This window comes from Mycobacterium sp. (genome assembly GCF_035623875.1).
Taxonomy (GTDB): Bacteria; Actinomycetota; Actinomycetes; order Mycobacteriales; family Mycobacteriaceae; genus Mycobacterium.
Window position 1 is genome coordinate 35,494 of record NZ_DASPSP010000016.1, and the last position, 16,114, is coordinate 51,607.

18 protein-coding genes and 1 pseudogene are annotated in these 16,114 nt (G+C 66.8%); 10 read left to right on the forward strand and 9 right to left on the reverse strand.

Translation table 11 applies throughout. From position 1 onward, the window contains the following. Positions 1 to 172 precede the first annotated feature (172 nt). Together VEI45_RS01465 and VEI45_RS01470 are read left to right on the forward strand one after the other, a co-directional pair. Positions 173 to 1,735 carry an MBL fold metallo-hydrolase gene (locus tag VEI45_RS01465; protein WP_324849412.1) on the forward strand — a complete coding sequence of 521 codons (1,563 nt, stop codon included), beginning with the start codon at positions 173 to 175 and terminating at the stop codon, positions 1,733 to 1,735. Beyond that, a complete protein-coding gene (locus VEI45_RS01470; protein ID WP_324849414.1) occupies positions 1,732 to 2,076 on the forward strand; it encodes a hypothetical protein in 345 nt (114 codons plus the stop codon). Before VEI45_RS01465 ends, VEI45_RS01470 begins: the two co-directional genes overlap by 4 nt. A gap of 11 nt (positions 2,077 to 2,087) precedes the next feature. On the opposite strand, the gene VEI45_RS01475 is transcribed toward VEI45_RS01470, so the two are convergent. Then, positions 2,088 to 3,650: an NAD(P)/FAD-dependent oxidoreductase gene (locus VEI45_RS01475; protein ID WP_324849416.1), complete on the reverse strand. Its 1,563-nt coding sequence runs from the start codon at positions 3,648 to 3,650 to the stop codon at positions 2,088 to 2,090. 56 nt (positions 3,651 to 3,706) lie between these two features. After that, a complete protein-coding gene (locus VEI45_RS01480; protein WP_324849418.1) occupies positions 3,707 to 4,333 on the reverse strand; it encodes a TetR/AcrR family transcriptional regulator in 627 nt (208 codons plus the stop codon). A 70-nt stretch (positions 4,334 to 4,403) separates the two neighbouring features. Here VEI45_RS01480 and VEI45_RS01485 point away from each other — a divergent pair, with 70 nt between their 5' ends. Continuing rightward, on the forward strand, positions 4,404 to 4,886 hold the full coding sequence (locus VEI45_RS01485) for a DUF2834 domain-containing protein (RefSeq protein WP_324849420.1): 483 nt from the start codon (positions 4,404 to 4,406) through the stop codon (positions 4,884 to 4,886). Between the two features lie 3 nt (positions 4,887 to 4,889). Here the strand turns inward: VEI45_RS01485 and serS are convergent, their stop codons facing one another. Continuing rightward, entirely contained in the window at positions 4,890 to 6,149 is a 1,260-nt protein-coding gene (serS, locus tag VEI45_RS01490) for a serine--tRNA ligase (protein WP_324849422.1), read from the reverse strand. A gap of 93 nt (positions 6,150 to 6,242) precedes the next feature. Here serS and VEI45_RS01495 point away from each other — a divergent pair, with 93 nt between their 5' ends. The 3 genes from VEI45_RS01495 to VEI45_RS01505 all read left to right on the forward strand — a co-directional run bounded on the left by VEI45_RS01495 (position 6,243) and on the right by VEI45_RS01505 (position 8,265). Beyond that, positions 6,243 to 7,634 (forward strand): septum formation family protein, encoded by a 1,392-nt coding sequence (locus VEI45_RS01495; protein WP_324849424.1) that lies wholly within the window; start codon positions 6,243 to 6,245, stop codon positions 7,632 to 7,634. A gap of 4 nt (positions 7,635 to 7,638) precedes the next feature. After that, entirely contained in the window at positions 7,639 to 7,989 is a 351-nt protein-coding gene (locus VEI45_RS01500; protein ID WP_324849426.1) for a metallopeptidase family protein, read from the forward strand. Positions 7,990 to 8,058: 69 nt separating this feature from the next. Beyond that, entirely contained in the window at positions 8,059 to 8,265 is a 207-nt protein-coding gene (locus VEI45_RS01505; RefSeq protein ID WP_324849428.1) for a hypothetical protein, read from the forward strand. Positions 8,266 to 8,287: 22 nt separating this feature from the next. Here the strand turns inward: VEI45_RS01505 and VEI45_RS01510 are convergent, their stop codons facing one another. Continuing rightward, entirely contained in the window at positions 8,288 to 8,977 is a 690-nt protein-coding gene (locus tag VEI45_RS01510) for a histidine phosphatase family protein (protein WP_324849430.1), read from the reverse strand. Further along, positions 8,974 to 9,915 (reverse strand): prephenate dehydratase, encoded by a 942-nt coding sequence (gene pheA / locus VEI45_RS01515; protein ID WP_324849432.1) that lies wholly within the window; start codon positions 9,913 to 9,915, stop codon positions 8,974 to 8,976. The genes VEI45_RS01510 and pheA overlap by 4 nt, the downstream gene beginning before the upstream one ends. 87 nt (positions 9,916 to 10,002) lie before the next feature. Between pheA and VEI45_RS01520 the strand changes: the two genes are divergently transcribed. From VEI45_RS01520 to VEI45_RS01535, 4 genes are all read left to right on the forward strand, one after another. After that, positions 10,003 to 10,815, forward strand: coding sequence for a DUF2470 domain-containing protein (locus tag VEI45_RS01520; protein ID WP_324849434.1), 813 nt, complete (start codon positions 10,003 to 10,005; stop codon positions 10,813 to 10,815). 30 nt (positions 10,816 to 10,845) lie between these two features. Beyond that, positions 10,846 to 11,619 carry a type II CAAX endopeptidase family protein gene (locus tag VEI45_RS01525; protein WP_324849436.1) on the forward strand — a complete coding sequence of 258 codons (774 nt, stop codon included), beginning with the start codon at positions 10,846 to 10,848 and terminating at the stop codon, positions 11,617 to 11,619. A gap of 1 nt (position 11,620) precedes the next feature. Further along, positions 11,621 to 12,763 (forward strand): LCP family protein, encoded by a 1,143-nt coding sequence (locus VEI45_RS01530; RefSeq protein WP_414687376.1) that lies wholly within the window; start codon positions 11,621 to 11,623, stop codon positions 12,761 to 12,763. Between the two features lie 179 nt (positions 12,764 to 12,942). After that, positions 12,943 to 13,488, forward strand: coding sequence for a ferritin (locus tag VEI45_RS01535; RefSeq protein WP_324849440.1), 546 nt, complete (start codon positions 12,943 to 12,945; stop codon positions 13,486 to 13,488). Between the two features lie 7 nt (positions 13,489 to 13,495). Here VEI45_RS01535 and VEI45_RS01540 read toward each other — a convergent pair whose 3' ends face one another. From VEI45_RS01540 to VEI45_RS01550, 4 genes and pseudogenes are all read right to left on the reverse strand, one after another. Further along, positions 13,496 to 14,329: a glycerophosphodiester phosphodiesterase gene (locus VEI45_RS01540; protein ID WP_324849442.1), complete on the reverse strand. Its 834-nt coding sequence runs from the start codon at positions 14,327 to 14,329 to the stop codon at positions 13,496 to 13,498. Between the two features lie 4 nt (positions 14,330 to 14,333). Continuing rightward, positions 14,334 to 15,014 (reverse strand): DUF4328 domain-containing protein, encoded by a 681-nt coding sequence (locus VEI45_RS26375; protein ID WP_414687379.1) that lies wholly within the window; start codon positions 15,012 to 15,014, stop codon positions 14,334 to 14,336. A gap of 140 nt (positions 15,015 to 15,154) precedes the next feature. Then, positions 15,155 to 15,314: pseudogene (locus VEI45_RS26380) on the reverse strand (hypothetical protein); the annotation flags it as partial. A gap of 271 nt (positions 15,315 to 15,585) precedes the next feature. After that, on the reverse strand, positions 15,586 to 15,930 hold the full coding sequence (locus VEI45_RS01550) for a rhodanese-like domain-containing protein (protein ID WP_324849446.1): 345 nt from the start codon (positions 15,928 to 15,930) through the stop codon (positions 15,586 to 15,588). Positions 15,931 to 16,114 lie beyond the last annotated feature (184 nt).

A 16,114-nucleotide genomic window follows, 5' to 3' on the forward strand; every position in this document is an offset into this window, starting at 1 on the left:
GCGCGGACGTCACCCTCATCGCACCGACACGTCGGCGCTCCGCGTGTTCGGCGAGTTTCGCAGTAAACCCTGCTGAAAGCGAATTGCTGGTGCGGGGACGCCGGGTCCGGCCTCCCGTTAAGCTCGGGTCGGCGGCGCATCAGCGTTGCGAAACTAGTTGTGAAGGGCATAAGTGCAGGTCACCAGCATCGGCCATGCCGGCTTTCGGATCGAGACCCGGGCGGGCAGCATCCTGTGCGACCCCTGGGTCAATCCAGCCTACTTCGCGTCGTGGTTCCCCTTCCCGGACAACAGCGGGCTGGACTGGGACAGCCTGGGCAACTGCGACTACTTATACGTCTCGCACTTGCACAAGGACCACTTCGACGCCAAGCTGCTGGCCGAGCACGTCAACAAAGACGCCATGGTGCTACTACCGGACTTTCCGGTACCCGACTTGAAGAATGCGTTGCAGATGCTGGGGTTTCACCGGTTCTTCGAGACCACCGATTCGGTGAAGCACCGGATCAGCGGCCCCCAAGGCGACCTGGACGTCATGGTCATCGCGCTGCGGGCGCCCGCCGACGGCCCGATCGGCGATTCCGCGCTGGTGATTTCGGATAGCGTCACTACTGCTTTCAATATGAACGACGCTCGTCCGGTCGATCTGGACGTGTTGGCCTCCGAGTTCGGCCACATCGACGTGCACATGCTGCAGTACTCCGGCGCGATCTGGTACCCGATGGTCTACGACATGCCGGCGCGGGCCAAGGAGGCGTTCGGCGTCCAGAAGCGGCAGCGCCAGATGGACCGCGCCCGTCAGTACATCGCACAGGTCGCGGCAACGTGGGTGATCCCGTCGGCGGGCCCGCCGTGCTTTTTGGACCCCGAGCTGCGCGACCTTAACGACGACCACGGCGATCCGGCCAATATCTTCCCCGACCAGATGGTGTTCCTCGACCAGATGCGCGCGCACGGACACGATCGGGGCCTACTGATGATTCCCCGGTCGACAGCCGAATTCTGCGGCGCACAACTGAACTCGCTATGCCACCCGCTGCCCGCCGACCAGGTCGAGGCCATCTTCACCACCGGTAAGGCAGCCTACATCGCTGACTACGCCGCCCGCATGCAACCGGTGTTGGCGGCGGAGAAGGCAAGCTGGGAGCCCGCTACGGGTGAGTCGCTGCTGGATCCGCTGCGAGCGGTGTTCGAGCCGATCATGCTGGCCGGCAACGAGATCTGCGACGGCATCGGCTACCCGGTCGAACTAGTAATGCGGTCCGCGGCACGTCAAGAAAGAATTGTGCTCGACTTTCCCAAACGCACCGTGCGGGAAGCGATTCCTGACGAGAAGTTCCGCTACGGGTTTGCCATCCCAGCGGAGCTGGTGCGCACCGTGCTGCGTGACAACGAGCCCGACTGGGTCAACACCATCTTCCTGTCCACCCGGTTCACGGCGTGGCGAGTCGGTGGCTACAACGAATACCTGTACACGTTTTTCAAATGCCTGACCGATGAGCGGATCGCCTACGCCGACGGGTGGTTCGGCGAGGCGCACGACGACACCACATCGATCACAATGGACGGCTGGGAGATTCAGCGTCGGTGCCCACATCTGAAAGCCGACCTGTCCAAGTTCGGCGTGGTCGAGGGCACCACGCTGACCTGCAACCTGCACGGGTGGCAGTGGAACCTGGAGAACGGCCGGTGCCTCACCGCGCGAGGCCACGAGCTTCGGAGCTCCCGGCTATGAGCGCGGCTGGATCCAGCTCCTACGATGATGGCCTGATCCAGCTGGATCGGGAGGCGATCACGTTGCGCCGCTACCATTTTCCGTCCGGCACCTCGAAGATCATCGCCCTGAATAGGATCCGCGGCTACCGCGCCGAACCGCTGGGGCTGTTGGTGCATCGGTTTCGTATCTGGGGCAGCTCGGACCTGCGCCGCTGGCTGCCGCTGGACGTCCGCCGGCCGCTGCGGTCGACGCTGATCACTCTGGATGTGCCGGGGACCAGGCCTCGCCCGGCGTTCACACCGGCGGATCCGGAAGAGTTCACCGCGCTGCTGGACCGGCTATTGGACGAGCGGGACTAGCAGCGCGGCGGTCAGCGCCCGGCGTCGGCCAGCGCTTGATGGGCCGCGTTATATCCGGGGATGAACGTGATCCCTGGCCCGCCGTGGCATCCAGTACTGGCCAGGTAAAGCCCGTCGAGCGGAATCGGCTGCCCGATAAAGCCTTTCGGCCCGGGCCGGTTCGGTCCGACCTGCTGCGCGTGGAACAGACCGTGGCAGTAGTCGCCGCCGGGCGCGCCGAACATCACCCCCATGTGCTTGGGCGTGAAGGTGGTGTGCCGGCTGATGCTGCCCTCGAAGTTGGGCGCCAACCGGGTGATCTTGTCGATCACCCGTTGACCCATCTCGACCTTCGCCGCGCCGTAGTCCACCTCGCCCTCGATCGGGAACCACAGCGCGAACGCCGATGCGGCGTGTTTGCCCGCCGGCGCTAGGTCGGGATCATTCTGCGAGGGGATCTGGAAGACGACCGTCGGGTCGGCGGGCACGATCCCGCGCCGGCAGTCCTCCCACTGCTGCTGGACCTCCTCCGGCGTGCTGAAGATGCCGATCGACGCCTGCATGCTGGGGTCGTTGAGCGCCTGGTAGGGCGCGGCGAACTCGGGGGCTTCGTCCAGCGCGAAGTGCATCTGGATGTAGCTGCCGCGGTGGTCGATCCGCGCGTAGCGTTCGCGGATGCCCGCGGGCAGCACCGCGGGGTCGATCAGCTCGTTGACTGTCAGGTCGGGCGCGATCGCGGAGATCACGATCGGGGCGGTCAGCGTCTCCCCCGCCTCGGTGCGCACCCCGCCCACATGGGCGTCGCTGACCAGGATCTCGGTCACCTTTGTGCGCAGCCGAACCTCACCGCCGCTGTCGACCAGCGAGTCGGCCAGGTGTGCGGTAAGCGCGCCGATCCCACCGCGCAGCTTCTTCATCTGCATGGTGTCGCCGTCGGGAATGCCGAGCCCGAAGGCCAGCGCGGCTGCGCTGCCTGGCGTGGCCGGCCCGCGGTAGAGGGTGTTGACGGCCAGCACAGTCATCGAGCCGCGCAACGCAGCGTGCTTCTCGTGGTCCGGAAGATAGCGATCCAGCACGTCGGTGACCGAGCCGAACAACATGTCGTCGATCGCCGAACGTTCGAATTCGTTTGTGGCACAGGCGTACATCTCGTCGAACGTCTTGGGCGGCGTGCCGGCCTCGAACCGGCCGAGCGCCCGGGTCGGCGCCTGGGCCCAAGCCATCAGCCCGGCCATTCCGTTGACGGCGTCCGCCCCGTGCACCTCGTTGAGGTGGGTGAACAGCTTGATCGGGTCGCTGTACTGGATCATCGGGTCGTCGCCCACACCGCGCAGCGCCACCGACATCACGTCCAGGTCGATGGTCGGCAGTGTGTCCAGGCCGAGCTCGTGGCGGACCACCGGCGCGGTGGGGAACTGCACCGAGCCCGCGATCTCGAACTGGTAGCCGTCGAAAAGCTCCACGGTAGAGGCCATTCCGCCGGCGTAGAGCTTCGATTCCAGGCACAGTGTGTGCAGCCCGGCGCGCTGTAGCAGCACGGCGGCAGCCAGCCCGTTGTGTCCGGCACCAATGACGATCGTGTCGTAATCGCTCATCTGCTGCGCCCTTCCGCTCTGCTGCGCAGGCTGGCACGGATGGGCAGTTTTGTCAATTATGACGAAACTGGGTCCGTCGCCCAGACGTCGGTGATGCCGGCGCGCAGCGATTCCAACGCCACATGGCACACCCGCGCCAGCTCGCCCAGTGACCGGTTGTCGCCCAGCATCCAGACCTCCATCGCGCCGAAAACCGCCGCCGCGATACACCGCGCCGTCACCGCCATTCGCAGCCGTGCATCGGGGGTCGGGTCCGCTGCACAGCTACGGCGTTGCAGCTGCGCCTGAATGGCCTGGGCGAAGTCGGCCTGGACGTCCTGGGTGTGGCGGACGATTCGGCCCGGGTCTAGCTCGCCACCTCGCAGCGTGGCGATTTTCGTCACTGCGTCAACGTCATAGGGGAACGAGAAGATGGCCGATTGCACCGAATCGATAATCGGTTCATCGGTCGGCCGGTCGTCCAATGCTGCGCGAAACCAGTGCAGCCCGGTGTAATCGGCGAACAGCAAATCGTGTTTGGACCGGAAGTGTCGATAGAACGTCCGCAGCGACACTCCAGCGTCGGCGGCGATCTGCTCGGCGGAGGTCTCTTCGACACCCTGAGCCAGGAATCGCACCAGCGCAGCCTGCCGCAGCGCCTCCCGCGTGCGCTCGCTGCGCGCTGTCTGTGCCGGCCGAACCATGGCAGTAAGGTACCTCAGTTTTTGTTATGTCATTATTGACAAAACTTACCGGCAAGGCGAAACTTCGCCCATGGTGTCGCTTCTCGTGCATGCAGTTCTCGGGCTTTCGGTCATCGGCTGGATCGTCGCCTCGAATCCCAAGATCTACGCCAAACCAGCGGGCGGAGCGTGGTTCTCTCGGCTGGAAGCGGTGTACTACATCGTTGGCATCGCGTCCGTGGTACTTGGCTGGTGGTTCAACATCCACTTCGTGCAGCAGTACACGCACGGGTCTACGAACCCGATCTGGGGACCGGGCAGCTGGTCGGATTACATCCGGCTGATGTTCACCAACCCGGCCGCCAGCTCGGCGAGCCAGGACTACACGATCGCCAACGTCATTCTGTTGCCGCTGTTCACCATTGTCGACGGCTATCGCCGTGGGCTGCGGCGTCCGTGGCTGTACTTCGTGTCCAGCCTGTTCACCAGTTTCGCGTTCGCGTTCGCCTTCTATTTCGCCACCATCGAACGGCAACGGCGTCACGAACAAGCCCGCGAGACGGTGGACGCCTAAGCCTCACGACACCGGCTCCAGCAATTCGGTGCCGACCAACGGCACCAGCGCGTCGGGAACCCGCACACTGCCGTCGGGCCGTTGATGGTTTTCCAGGATGGCGACCAGCCAGCGGGTGGTGGCCAGCGTGCCATTGAGCGTCGCGGCAATCTGCGGCTTGCCGCCGGTATCGCGGTAGCGGGTGGCCAGCCGGCGGGCCTGGAAAGTGGTGCAGTTCGACGTCGAAGTCAGCTCTCGGTAGGCGCGCTGCGTCGGCACCCAAGCCTCGCAGTCGAACTTGCGGGCCGCTGACGAGCCCAGATCGCCTGCGGCCACGTCGATTACCCGATAGGGCACCTCGATGCGGGCCAGCATTTCTCGCTGCCAGCCCAGCAGCCGCTGATGCTCGGCCTCGGCCTCGGCCGGCGTGCAGTAGACGAAACCTTCGACCTTGTCGAACTGGTGCACCCGGATGATGCCGCGGGTGTCCTTGCCGTAACTGCCGGCTTCGCGGCGGAAGCACGACGACCAGCCGACGTAGCGCAGCGGCCCGCCGGACAGGTCGAGGATCTCGTCGGCGTGGTAGCCGGCCAGCGGCACCTCGGAGGTGCCGACGAGATAGAGGTCGTCGGCCTCCACCCGGTACACCTCGTCGGCGTGCGCACCGAGGAAACCGGTGCCCGACATCATCTCCGGACGCACCAGCACCGGCGGAATGACCGGGATGAAACCGTTGTCCGCCGCCAGCCGGATCGCCAGTTGCAACAGCCCCAGCTGCAGTAATGCCCCCCGACCGGTCAGGAAGTAGAACCGCGAACCGGACACCTTGGCACCGCGCTCCATGTCGATCAGGCCCAACACCTCACCGAGTTCCAGGTGATCTTTGGGATTGTCGATCGCGGCCGGCTCTCCGATGACATCGAGGATGGTGTAGTCATCCGCCCCGCCGGCAGGCACACCGTCGATGATGACGTTCGAGATCGCCATGTGGGCAGCGATGAATGCCGCCTCGGCTTCGGACTGCTCGGCCTCCGCCGCCTTGACCTGCTCGGCGAGCTCCTTGGCCCGTTGCAGCAACGCCGGACGCTCGTCAGCGGAGGCCGCGCCCACCTGCTTACTGGCGGCCTTCTGTTCGGCGCGCAGCGAATCGGCTGTCGAAATCGCGGTCCGCCGGGCGGCATCGGCTGCCAGCAGCGTGTCGACCAAAGCCGGGTCCTCGCCGCGGCTGGTCTGGGATTGGCGCACGGCGTCCGGGTTTTCGCGGAGCAACTTCAGGTCGATCACGGCCTAGAACCCTACGCGTGACGCACCCGGCTACGACAACCACATGACGCTACTTCTGCAACAGCTGTCACGGGGGCCGGTGGGCCTGTCAGAATGGAGCCGATGTCCAACGTAACCGAGCAGCACAAGTCGAGGGCCGGCCGGCTGGGCCTTCGGCTGCCGCGAGCCGAGTGGCTGAATGCTCTGCAGGCCACGACCACCCGGCGTGCGCTGCTGCTGACCGCACTTGGCGGTCTGCTGATCGCCGGGCTCGTCACCGCCCTGCCGATCGGGGGTGGTCCAGGTAGGCTGACCGGCTACATCGACCCGGTGCCTAGCACTGGATCGAAGGGTAACGACGCTTTCAACCACGCCGCCAGCGGCAACTGCCTGATGTGGCCGGACCGGATGCCCGAAGCCGCGACCATCGTCGACTGCAAAGACGAGCACCGCTTCGAGGTCGCCGAGTCTATCGACATGCGCACGTTCCCCGGTTCGGAGTACGGCGCCGACGCCCCACCGCCGTCGGCCACCCGTATCGAGCAGATCAGCCAGGAGCAGTGCGAGTCGGCGGTGCGCCGCTACTTAGGCGCCAAGTTCGACCCCAACAGCAAGTTCATCATCAGCATGTTGTGGTCAGGCGACAAAGCCTGGCGGCAATCCGGAGCGCGGCGGATGCTGTGCGGCTTGCAGCTGCCGGGCGCGGGGAACGAACAGGTCGCCTTCAAGGGCAAAGTCGCCGACGTCGACCAGTCCAAGGTCTGGCCGGACGGCACCTGCCTGGGTATCGACCCGTCGACCAACCAGCCCACTGACGTTCCGATCGATTGCGCCGCCCCGCACGCGATGGAGGTCACCGGCACGGTCAACTTGCTCGCCAAGTTCCCCGACGCGCTGCCTCCCGAGCCCGAACAGGACGGCTTCATCAAGGACTCCTGCACCCGGCTGACGGATGCCTACCTCGCACCGGTTCAGTTGCGCAGCACCACGCTGACGCTGATCTACAGCACGCTGTCGTTGCCGAGCTGGTCGGCCGGCAGCCGCCAGGTAGCCTGCAGCGTCGGGGCGACCCTGGGTAACGGTGGCTGGGCGACGTTGCTCAACAGCGCCAAGGGGCCGCTGCGGATCAACGGTCAGCCCCCGATTCCACCACCGGACATCCCCCAGGAGCGGCTCAACCTGCCGCCGATCCCGATCACTCCGGACACCGGCAGCGGACCATCCACGTCGTCCGCCGGATCTTCGTCGAACGGATCGAACGGATCGAACGGATCGAGCAGCCAACGGCAGGGCAACCAACACCTTCCCGGGCAGCAACCGGCCCCGCCGGAGCAGCCCGCGCCGGCTCAGCCGGCCCCCGGCGCGCCGGGGCCCCAAGCACCGCCACCGCCGGCTCCCGAGGCGCCACCACCGCCACCTCTAGCGCCACCTCTACTGCCACCTCTACCGCCACCTCCGCCGCCCGCGCCGGAGGCCCCGCCACCACCGCCCGCTCCGGGGGGATAGCCAGGTGGCCGTGCGGATGGATCCGCAACGGTTCGACGAGCTGGTGTCAGATGCGCTTGACCTGATCCCGCCGCAGCTGGCCGCCGTGATGGACAACGTGGTGGTGCTGGTCGCCGACAGTAACGCGCAAGAAGCCGACCTGCTCGGCCTGTATGAGGGCGTGGCGTTGACCGAACGTGATTCCAGTTACGCCGGTTCGTTGCCGGACACCATCACGATCTACCGCGACGCGTTGTTGAACGCCTGCGACCGTGAGGACCAGGTCGTCGAGGAGGTGAAGATCACCGTGGTTCACGAGATCGCCCACCACTTCGGCATCGACGATGACCGGTTGCACGAACTCGGCTGGGCCTGAGTAACTTAACCCCACACCTGACGGGCGCGGCGTCGCAGATCTGTCGGCGATCGGTGTTAAGAACGGGTCATGAACGTAAGCACAGACTGTCGCGACTGCCGGGCAGGGTTGGAGCACTGCCACGGCACGATCATTCGCCATTGGTTGCGCCGGTCGGAGTGCACCGAAGAAGGGTGCACCAGCCCGGAGCTGATGCCGCACGCCTTTGTCGTCGACTGCGACGCGGTCGGCTGCGGCTGCGCTGAGGTGGGCGCACCGTCCGCGTTGGCGATCTGAACCTGGTTGCCCCGCGACGCGGTCAGCCCATCGGGTCGGCGCCCGACTCCACCGCGTCACTCACCGGAGTGACATCTGGCTCCGGGTAGAACGGCGGCATCAAAGTCCCCCACTGCACGCAGCTCCAGCGGCCGTCGGTGACCGGCGCCAAGACCACCGCCTCGGTGTTGTTGAGGTGATGATCGAGTACGAAGCTGCTTTCGACGCCGGCCAACACGGCGGCCGTCAGCCGGATCGCTGCCCCGTGGCTGACGACGACGATGTCGCTGGTCCACTCGTCGTCGTCGAGGTAGCGGATCCGCAGGTCGGTCAACACCGGCAGATAGCGGTCCAACACCTGGTTGGCGGTCTCCCCGCCCGGCAGCGGCACATCCCGCTCGCCTTCGTGCCAGCGCTGGTAGATGGCGTTGAATTCGGCGACCGCGTCGTCGTCGCTGCGGTTTTCCAGCTCGCCGACCTGCACTTCGTGGATGCCGGTCACCTCGCTGGCCGGGACGTCGACCTCGCCGCTGATTTCGGCCGCGGTCTGCGCTGCGCGGGTGGCCACCGAATGCAGCAACAGCCCGGGCCGGCTCAACCCGTCTCGCGCGAATGCCCGCGCCTGATCGCGGCCCAACGGCGTCAATTCGCTGCCCGGCGGGCGGGTGTCCAACCGGCGGTCGACGTTGCCGAAGGATTGGCCGTGGCGCACCAACACCAGACGACCGCTCATCGCCCCTGCCCTTCGCCGGTCGAGCCGTCGCGTAGTCGCGCGAGCCAGTGCGACGCCTCGTCCAACTGTGGCGGCGGCGCTCCGGCAAGCACTCCGGTTGGCCAAGAACCCAGGTAGCGCACATCGGTACAACGCCGGTGCAGCGCCTTGAGTGCCTCGGCGACAGCGTCGTCGTCAATGTGGCCGACGCAGTCTATGAAGAACACGTAGGTACCCAATTCGGTTCGGGTGGGACGGGATTCGATACGGGTCAGGTCGATACCGCGGCTGCCGAACTCCGTGAGCGCTGAGACCAGTGCGCTCGGCGCATTGGCGATCCACAGCACCACCGACGTGCGATCGGCACCGGTACGCGCCGGCGGTGGCCCCGGCGGACCGACCAGCACGAAGCGGGTGCACGCATTGGCTTCGTCGACCACGCCGTCGGCCAGCGTCGACAACCCGCGCTGGCTGCCCGCCAGCGGTGAAGTCACCGCGGCGTCGACGTGGCCGTCGGCGACTTGCTGCGCGGCGTCGGCATTGGAGTTGGCCGGCCGCAGTTCGGCGGCCGGCAGCTGGGCGGCCAGCCAGCGCCGCACCTGCGCCGCGGCGACCGGGAAGGCGGCCAGCGTGCGCACGTCGGCGGCGGTACGACCCGGTTTGACGACGATGCTGAACGCCACATCCAGCGTCAGCTCGGCGAACACCTGCAGCGGCGTCCCGATCGCCAGGCTGTCCAGGGTGGGCGTGATCGAACCGTCGATCGAGTTCTCGATCGGCACACAGGCGTAACCGGCCGCGCCGTCGCGGACCGCATCAAGAGCAGCGGTCGTGCTGTCGACCGGCAGCCGCCGCACGCTCGCCGGGCCGCGCTGCGGAACCATGCCGGCGTCGATCATCTGCAGCAGCGCCGCCTCGGTGAAGGTCCCCTCCGGACCGAGATACGCGATGCTTGCCACGACCAAAACCCTATCGGGTCGTACGTCTTGCGCCGTCTGATCATCTCTAGTTAAGTTAGCCTTACCTTACTTCAAGGACGGTCAACGATGCCACTTGCCGACTACCCGGCGCCCACGACGGCCGAGCGGATCCGCAGCACCTGCGTCCGGGCGGGTGGAGCGCTGCTCGCCGTCGACGACGCCGAGGCGATCAGCACCCCCCTGCACCATCTGCTGGCCGACGGTTCGTTCGCTGTGACTGTTCCGGTCGGCGGGGCGGTAGCCACACATCTGGTCGACTGCCCGGCCGGTGGAGTACCGGCCGTACTGGAGTTGGCCGACTACGCGCCGCTGCCATTGCGCGAACCGGTGCGCTCGCTGGTCTGGATCCGTGGCCGGCTGCACTCGGTGCCGCCGCCGACCGTGCATTGGGTACTCGACAGGATCGCCGCCGAACATCCCAACCCGGCGCTGCTGCAAGTGCAGACCCCCGGATCCGCCCCGGTGGCTGATGAGTGGGCCGACGACACCCGCTACCTGTTGGCCCGGTTGGAGATCGAGTCGGTGGTGGTGACCGACTCCACCGGGGCTGAGGCGGTCGACGCGGCGACCCTGCTGGCCGCGCGTCCCGACCCGTTCTGCGCGTTCGAATCGTGCTGGATTCGGCATCTGGACACCGGCCATCGAGACGTGGTCGCCCGACTGGCGGCCCTGCTGCCCGCGCGACTGCGGCGCGGCGACGTCCGCCCGCTCGGGGTGGACCGCTACGGCGTCCAGTTACGCGTCGAAAGCGCCGATGGCGACCGCGACGTCCGGCTGCCGTTCCGCCGCCCGGTCGACGACGTCACCGGTCTGGGCCAGGCCATCCGGGTGTTGATGGGCTGCCCGTTCGTGAACGGCTTGCGGGCCCGCCGGGACTGAGCGGCAGCCGGCCCCGGTTACCGTGTCGAGGTGACCTGGCCCCGCAGTGACGCCGACTCGGAGCTGACGCAGCGCCGCGCGTTGCGCATCGAGGTCGTCATCGTGTTGGCCGTGACGTTCGGCCTCAGCGCCGTCACTGCGGCCTTGCAACTTGCCGACTCGGTCTTGCGCAACCTCAGCGCTCAGCGGATCCCGCTCAACCCACGGCGGTCCTACTTCGACCTGATCGACCTCGGGCTGAATGCGACCTTCGTGGTGCAACTGATCGCGTGGGGCGCTCTTGGCCTGTACCTGTTGTGGCGCAGCGGATTAAGCCCCGCCCGGATCGGGCTGGCGCGCTTCGATTGGCGTGCCGATCTGGGCGGCGGCATCGGCCTGGCCGCGTTGATCGGCGTGCCCGGGCTGGCGCTCTACCTGGTGGCGCGGGCAATGCACCTCAATGCCTCGGTCATCCCGTCCAGCTTGGGCGACACCTGGTGGCGGGTGCCGATGCTGCTGCTGGTCGCCTTCGCCAATGGCTGGGCCGAAGAGATCATCGTTGTCGGTTATCTGCTCACCCGGTTGGAGCAGCTCGGCGTCGGCTCGCGGGCGGCGCTGGTGTGGTCGAGCCTGCTGCGCGGGACGTATCACCTTTACCAAGGCTTCGGCGCCGGGCTGGGCAACGCCGCGATGGGCCTGGTGTTCGGGTATGCCTGGCAGCGCACCGGCCGGCTCTGGCCGCTGGTGATCGCACACGGGATCATCGACGCCGTGACTTTTGTCGGGTACGCGCTTCTGGCCGGCCATCTGCGCTGGCTGCACTGACATGAACGTGAACGATCCCCAGTCACCGGAGCCGTCGCAGGTCATCCGGCGCGACCCCCGCTACCCGCCGCCGGCCAAGTCGCCACCACCCAAGCCGGCCCCGCCCGAAGCCCGAACCGTGCGACAGCGTCGGGCCGGCCCGCCACCCCCGCGACCACGCAAGCCGCGGCCGCGACGTAAACGGGCGTGGGGCCAACTGATTTCGCTGAGTTTGGTGATCGTCGTTCTGCTGGTCAGTGCTGGCATCCTGGGCGGCACGCTGTGGATGGAGACGGCGCTGCACCGCCAGCCGGTGCTGACGGACTACCCCGGCCGGCCGGCGTCCGGGCGGGGTACCAACTGGCTGCTAGTCGGCTCCGACAGTCGGCAAGGCCTCACCGTCGAGCAGCAGCAGGCGCTGGCGACCGGCGGTGACACCGGCAACGGCCGAACCGACACCATGCTGCTGGTTCATGTGCCGGTGTTCGGATCACGCACGCCGACGACGATGGTGTCCATACCGCGCGACTCCTACGTGCCGATTCCCGGCTACGGTCGCGACAAGATCAACGCGGCGTTCGCGATGGGCGGGGCGCCGTTATTGGCGCAGACGGCCGAACAAGCCACCGGACTCCGCCTCGACCACTACGCCGAGGTCGGATTCAGCGGGTTCGCCGTCCTGGTCGACGCGCTCGGCGGGGTCACCGTGTGTCCGGCGGCGCCGATGAACGACCCACTCGCGGGCATCGACCTACCCGCGGGGTGCCAGAAACTGAACGGCCGCGACGCGCTTGGCTATGTCCGCTCCCGGGACACTCCGCGCGCCGACCTCGACCGGATGGTCGACCAGCGGCAGTTCATGTTCGCGGTGTTGCACCGCGCCGCAAGCCCGGCGGTGTGGCTGAACCCATGGCGGTGGTATTCGGTGGCACATGCGGCGACCAGCGCCCTGACCGTCGACAAGGGCGACCATGCCTGGGATATGGCCCGGCTGGGCTGGGCGCTGCACGGATCCACCACCGCGTTGACCGTCCCGGTCGGCGAGTTCACCGGCAGCGACGTCGGCTCGGTCGTGGTGTGGGACCACAAGAAGGCCGCCCAGCTGTTCGACGCGCTGGCTGCCGACCAGCCGGTACCGTCGGCCGTTATCGGCGACCCGCCGTAGCGCAGCGATTCACGGGCCATTACCCGCATTCCGGCTAGTTGTCAGATTCGTCGAGAAAAATGCCTGAAATGCTCTTGGCGAAATTACTTCAGCCTAGCCTTTCTTTACTTAGGCAAAGCTGGCCTGAGTAAGTATTGCCTTGGATGACAGGCCTTTTGGGCTGCGGTAGCGTGGCTGTCATGAATGATCGGGACGCCCATAAAACAAAATTCAATGCGTTATTGCATGAGCAGATCTACAGCGAATTCACCAATGCTCAGCAGTATATTGCGATGGCCGTTTACTTCGACGGTGCCGACCTGCGTCAGCTGGCGAAACATTTTTACGCTCAGGCCGTCGAGGAACGCAATCACGCGATGATGCTGGTGCAGTATCTGCTCGACCGCGACGTTCACGTCGAGATCCCTGGGGTGGATGGGGTCCGCAATCATTTCGACACCCCACGGGATGCGCTGGCGCTGGCGCTGGATCAGGAGCGAGCGGTCACCGAACAGGTCAGCCGGCTGGCGGCCGTCGCCCGCGACGAAGGCGACTACCTCGGCGAACAATTCATGCAGTGGTTCCTCAAGGAGCAGGTCGAGGAGATGGCGCTGATGTCCTCGCTGGTGCGGGTCGCCGACCGCGCCGGAGCGAACTTGTTCGACCTGGAGAACTTCGTCGCACGGGAAATCGACTCGCCGCAGAGTACTCCCGACGCGCCGGCCGCGGCCGGCGGCCGCCTTTAGCGGACGACTAGTTGAGGTCGGCGCCGGTCAGGCCTTGATCAGGTCCGTCGAGCCAGGCTTTGACGCGACCGGGGTGGTTGGTGGCCAGCCACGCTACCCCCACGTCGCGGCAGAAGATGACGTCGTCGTAGTCGTCGGCGCTCCAGCAGTACAGCGCCCGGCCTTGCGCCGCCGCCCGGTCGACGAGCTCGGGATGTTCCCGAAGGGTGGCCAGCGCCGGCCCGACCGCAGTGGCCCCTACGGTGCTCGCCGCACCGCTGCTGAGGTATCGATGGCTCCTGCCAAGCAGCACCGTGGGCAGCAGCGGCGCCGCCCGCCGGACCCGCCACAGCGCGGACGCGGAAAACGACATCACCACCGCGCGGGACCGGTCCGCGGACGCCGGCGCGGCGATGCCGAAGCGATGCAGCAGCGCCAACAACTTGCTTTCCACCAGTGCGCCGTACCGGACGGGATGCTTGGTCTCGACGAAGATCTTCACGGGCCGCTTCCAGTCCAGCACCAGCGCGACAAGGGCGTCCAACGTCAACAGGCCGGTGTCGCCGTGCGTGCCGTCGGCGCGCCAACCGCCGTGCCACGCCCCGTATTCCAGCTCGTGTAGCTCAGCCAGCGTCATCGTGCTGACCAGACCGGCGCCGGTCGACGTCCGATCGAGCCGGCGATCGTGCACACAGACCAGGTGGCCGTCGCGGGTGAGCCGGACATCGCATTCCACGCCGTCGGCGCCCTCCCTGAGGGCGAGATCGTATGCGGCCAAGGTGTGTTCCGGCAGGGCGCCCGACGCACCGCGATGGGCCACCACGAACGGGTGCCGAGAGACCACCTCATCGGCCCGCGTCATGCCACTATGCTGCCGGTTCCTCACCCGACAACTCAACTGCAGGAGCCGATCCCGGCGAGCCGGCTCCATTGTCGGCGACCACCACCCAGCGATGCGCAGGCCGCTGCACCGGTTTGCGCTCGAATCCCTCGTAGAGCCTCGCGGTCGCAACCGCTGCGGCCAATGCCAGCAAGTAGGCGACGATCATGGCCACGGTGTTGTTCGCGATGCCCTGGGCGTCCAGCGCGCCGCTGGTAACCGATGCGAAGATCGATGTCGCGCTGCTGAGCAGCCAGAGCAGCCACCATCCCCAGATCGGCCCGCGCAGCCGGGCGTAGTTGTCCTCCGTTTTCGCCAGCTCGATGACGTAGACCAGCGACCACACCGCGGCGAGCAGCGGTACACAACACATCACCACGCAGCCGGCCATCAACGCCCAGCTGGCTGAATGACCGGAAGCGACCCGGACCACGGCGAAGGTGATGGCCAGGGCCATCGCGACCGACGGCGGAAGCAGACAGCCGGCCCGCAGCGCCCACGGCGTACGGGTCTCCGACCTTCCACAATGCGCGAAAGCCGCGGCACGGCGCGCGATCAACCATTGTGTCAGCACCACGGCGTAGGTGATCACAGCCGCGATCGCGGCCAGGCTGGCTAACACACTGAGCAGCGCAGCTACATCAGCGACTAGCCAATTCAGCAGCATATTGCGGTTGATGATCAACAACAGATAGCGCACCAGATGAACCAGGGCCGCAACGGCCAGCGTTACCGCGGTCGCGAAGAACGCCGCATGCACCCGGCTCGCCGGGGGCGCTTGTCGCACCGCCGAACCCTGCCCGGCACCATCCAGCAGGACGCGGTCCTGCAGACCCCAGCGCGGTATCACCGGGTATCGCGGCGTCGGGCCGAGCGGCCGGCGCCGTCGTCGTGGCGGTGGCGGCGGACCGGGACGCACAGCGATCCACCGGTAGCCCGGTGGTAACCGCGGCGGTGTCCGTGAACCGGCACTCCAGCGCGGATCGACGTCGGCCGTTTCCGACGACGGCGCCAGCAGCGTCCCGCGGCAGCGCGGACACCACTCACGCTGGCGGTCACGGACATTCCAGCGTGTGCCGCACTGGGAGCACACTTGGATCATCGGCGCCGCTCTCCCCCGCGAACGGGTGGTGCCCCCACCTCGTCGCTCGCTATCAATTCGTCGCCAGCGCGGATCACCGCATTAGCCTAACCGTCAAAACCGGCTGCTCGGCGATGGAGCTCTTGCGACGGCCCGGTCAGATGCTGCCCGGGCCGCCATCATCGGTGACCACCGGGCGTCCGGCGTTTGCCCACGCCAGCATCCCGCCAGCGACGTTGACGGGTTCATATCCGTTGCCGGCCAGATATTGCGCCACTTTCAGCGACCGCCCTCCGGCCTTGCAGATGACGTACAGCTTCGCCTGCGGATCGATCTCGTTGACCCGGGCCGGCACCTCACCCATCGGGATGTGCCGGGCGTCGGCGGCGTGACCGCGCTGCCACTCGTCGTCTTCACGTACATCTAGCAACACCGTCCCCGGCCCGAATTCGGCGGGCAGCTCGGCGGCAGCTGCCTGGGCGACCACGGGTTCACCATCCATGGCCTTGATCTTGGCACGCGGAAACCGGCGGCGCAGGAGGCCCCATCCAGCTACCAACAGGTATCCACAGTTTCCACAGGTTTATCCACAACAGGCGATCCGACGCCGGCTGCGTTGACGCGGGGTCAATAGACCGGCCGAGTCGACAGCTGTGGATAACACCTGGCGGATTCCGCGTCGCGAT

Bases quoted from the DNA above. Each gene is read 5' to 3' on its own strand.
- VEI45_RS01470 (WP_324849414.1), top strand. From the start codon at position 1,732: ATGAGCGCGGCTGGATCCAGCTCCTACGATGATGGCCTGATCCAGCTG.
- VEI45_RS01475 (WP_324849416.1), bottom strand. From the start codon at position 3,650: ATGAGCGATTACGACACGATCGTCATTGGTGCCGGACACAACGGGCTG.
- VEI45_RS01480 (WP_324849418.1), bottom strand. From the start codon at position 4,333: ATGGTTCGGCCGGCACAGACAGCGCGCAGCGAGCGCACGCGGGAGGCG.
- VEI45_RS01485 (WP_324849420.1), top strand. From the start codon at position 4,404: ATGGTGTCGCTTCTCGTGCATGCAGTTCTCGGGCTTTCGGTCATCGGC.
- VEI45_RS01495 (WP_324849424.1), top strand. From the start codon at position 6,243: ATGGAGCCGATGTCCAACGTAACCGAGCAGCACAAGTCGAGGGCCGGC.
- VEI45_RS01505 (WP_324849428.1), top strand. From the start codon at position 8,059: ATGAACGTAAGCACAGACTGTCGCGACTGCCGGGCAGGGTTGGAGCAC.
- VEI45_RS01510 (WP_324849430.1), bottom strand. From the start codon at position 8,977: ATGAGCGGTCGTCTGGTGTTGGTGCGCCACGGCCAATCCTTCGGCAAC.
- VEI45_RS01520 (WP_324849434.1), top strand. From the start codon at position 10,003: ATGCCACTTGCCGACTACCCGGCGCCCACGACGGCCGAGCGGATCCGC.
- VEI45_RS01530 (WP_414687376.1), top strand. From the start codon at position 11,621: ATGAACGTGAACGATCCCCAGTCACCGGAGCCGTCGCAGGTCATCCGG.
- VEI45_RS01535 (WP_324849440.1), top strand. From the start codon at position 12,943: ATGAATGATCGGGACGCCCATAAAACAAAATTCAATGCGTTATTGCAT.
- VEI45_RS01540 (WP_324849442.1), bottom strand. From the start codon at position 14,329: ATGACGCGGGCCGATGAGGTGGTCTCTCGGCACCCGTTCGTGGTGGCC.
- VEI45_RS26375 (WP_414687379.1), bottom strand. From the start codon at position 15,014: ATGCTGCTGAATTGGCTAGTCGCTGATGTAGCTGCGCTGCTCAGTGTG.
- VEI45_RS01550 (WP_324849446.1), bottom strand. From the start codon at position 15,930: ATGGATGGTGAACCCGTGGTCGCCCAGGCAGCTGCCGCCGAGCTGCCC.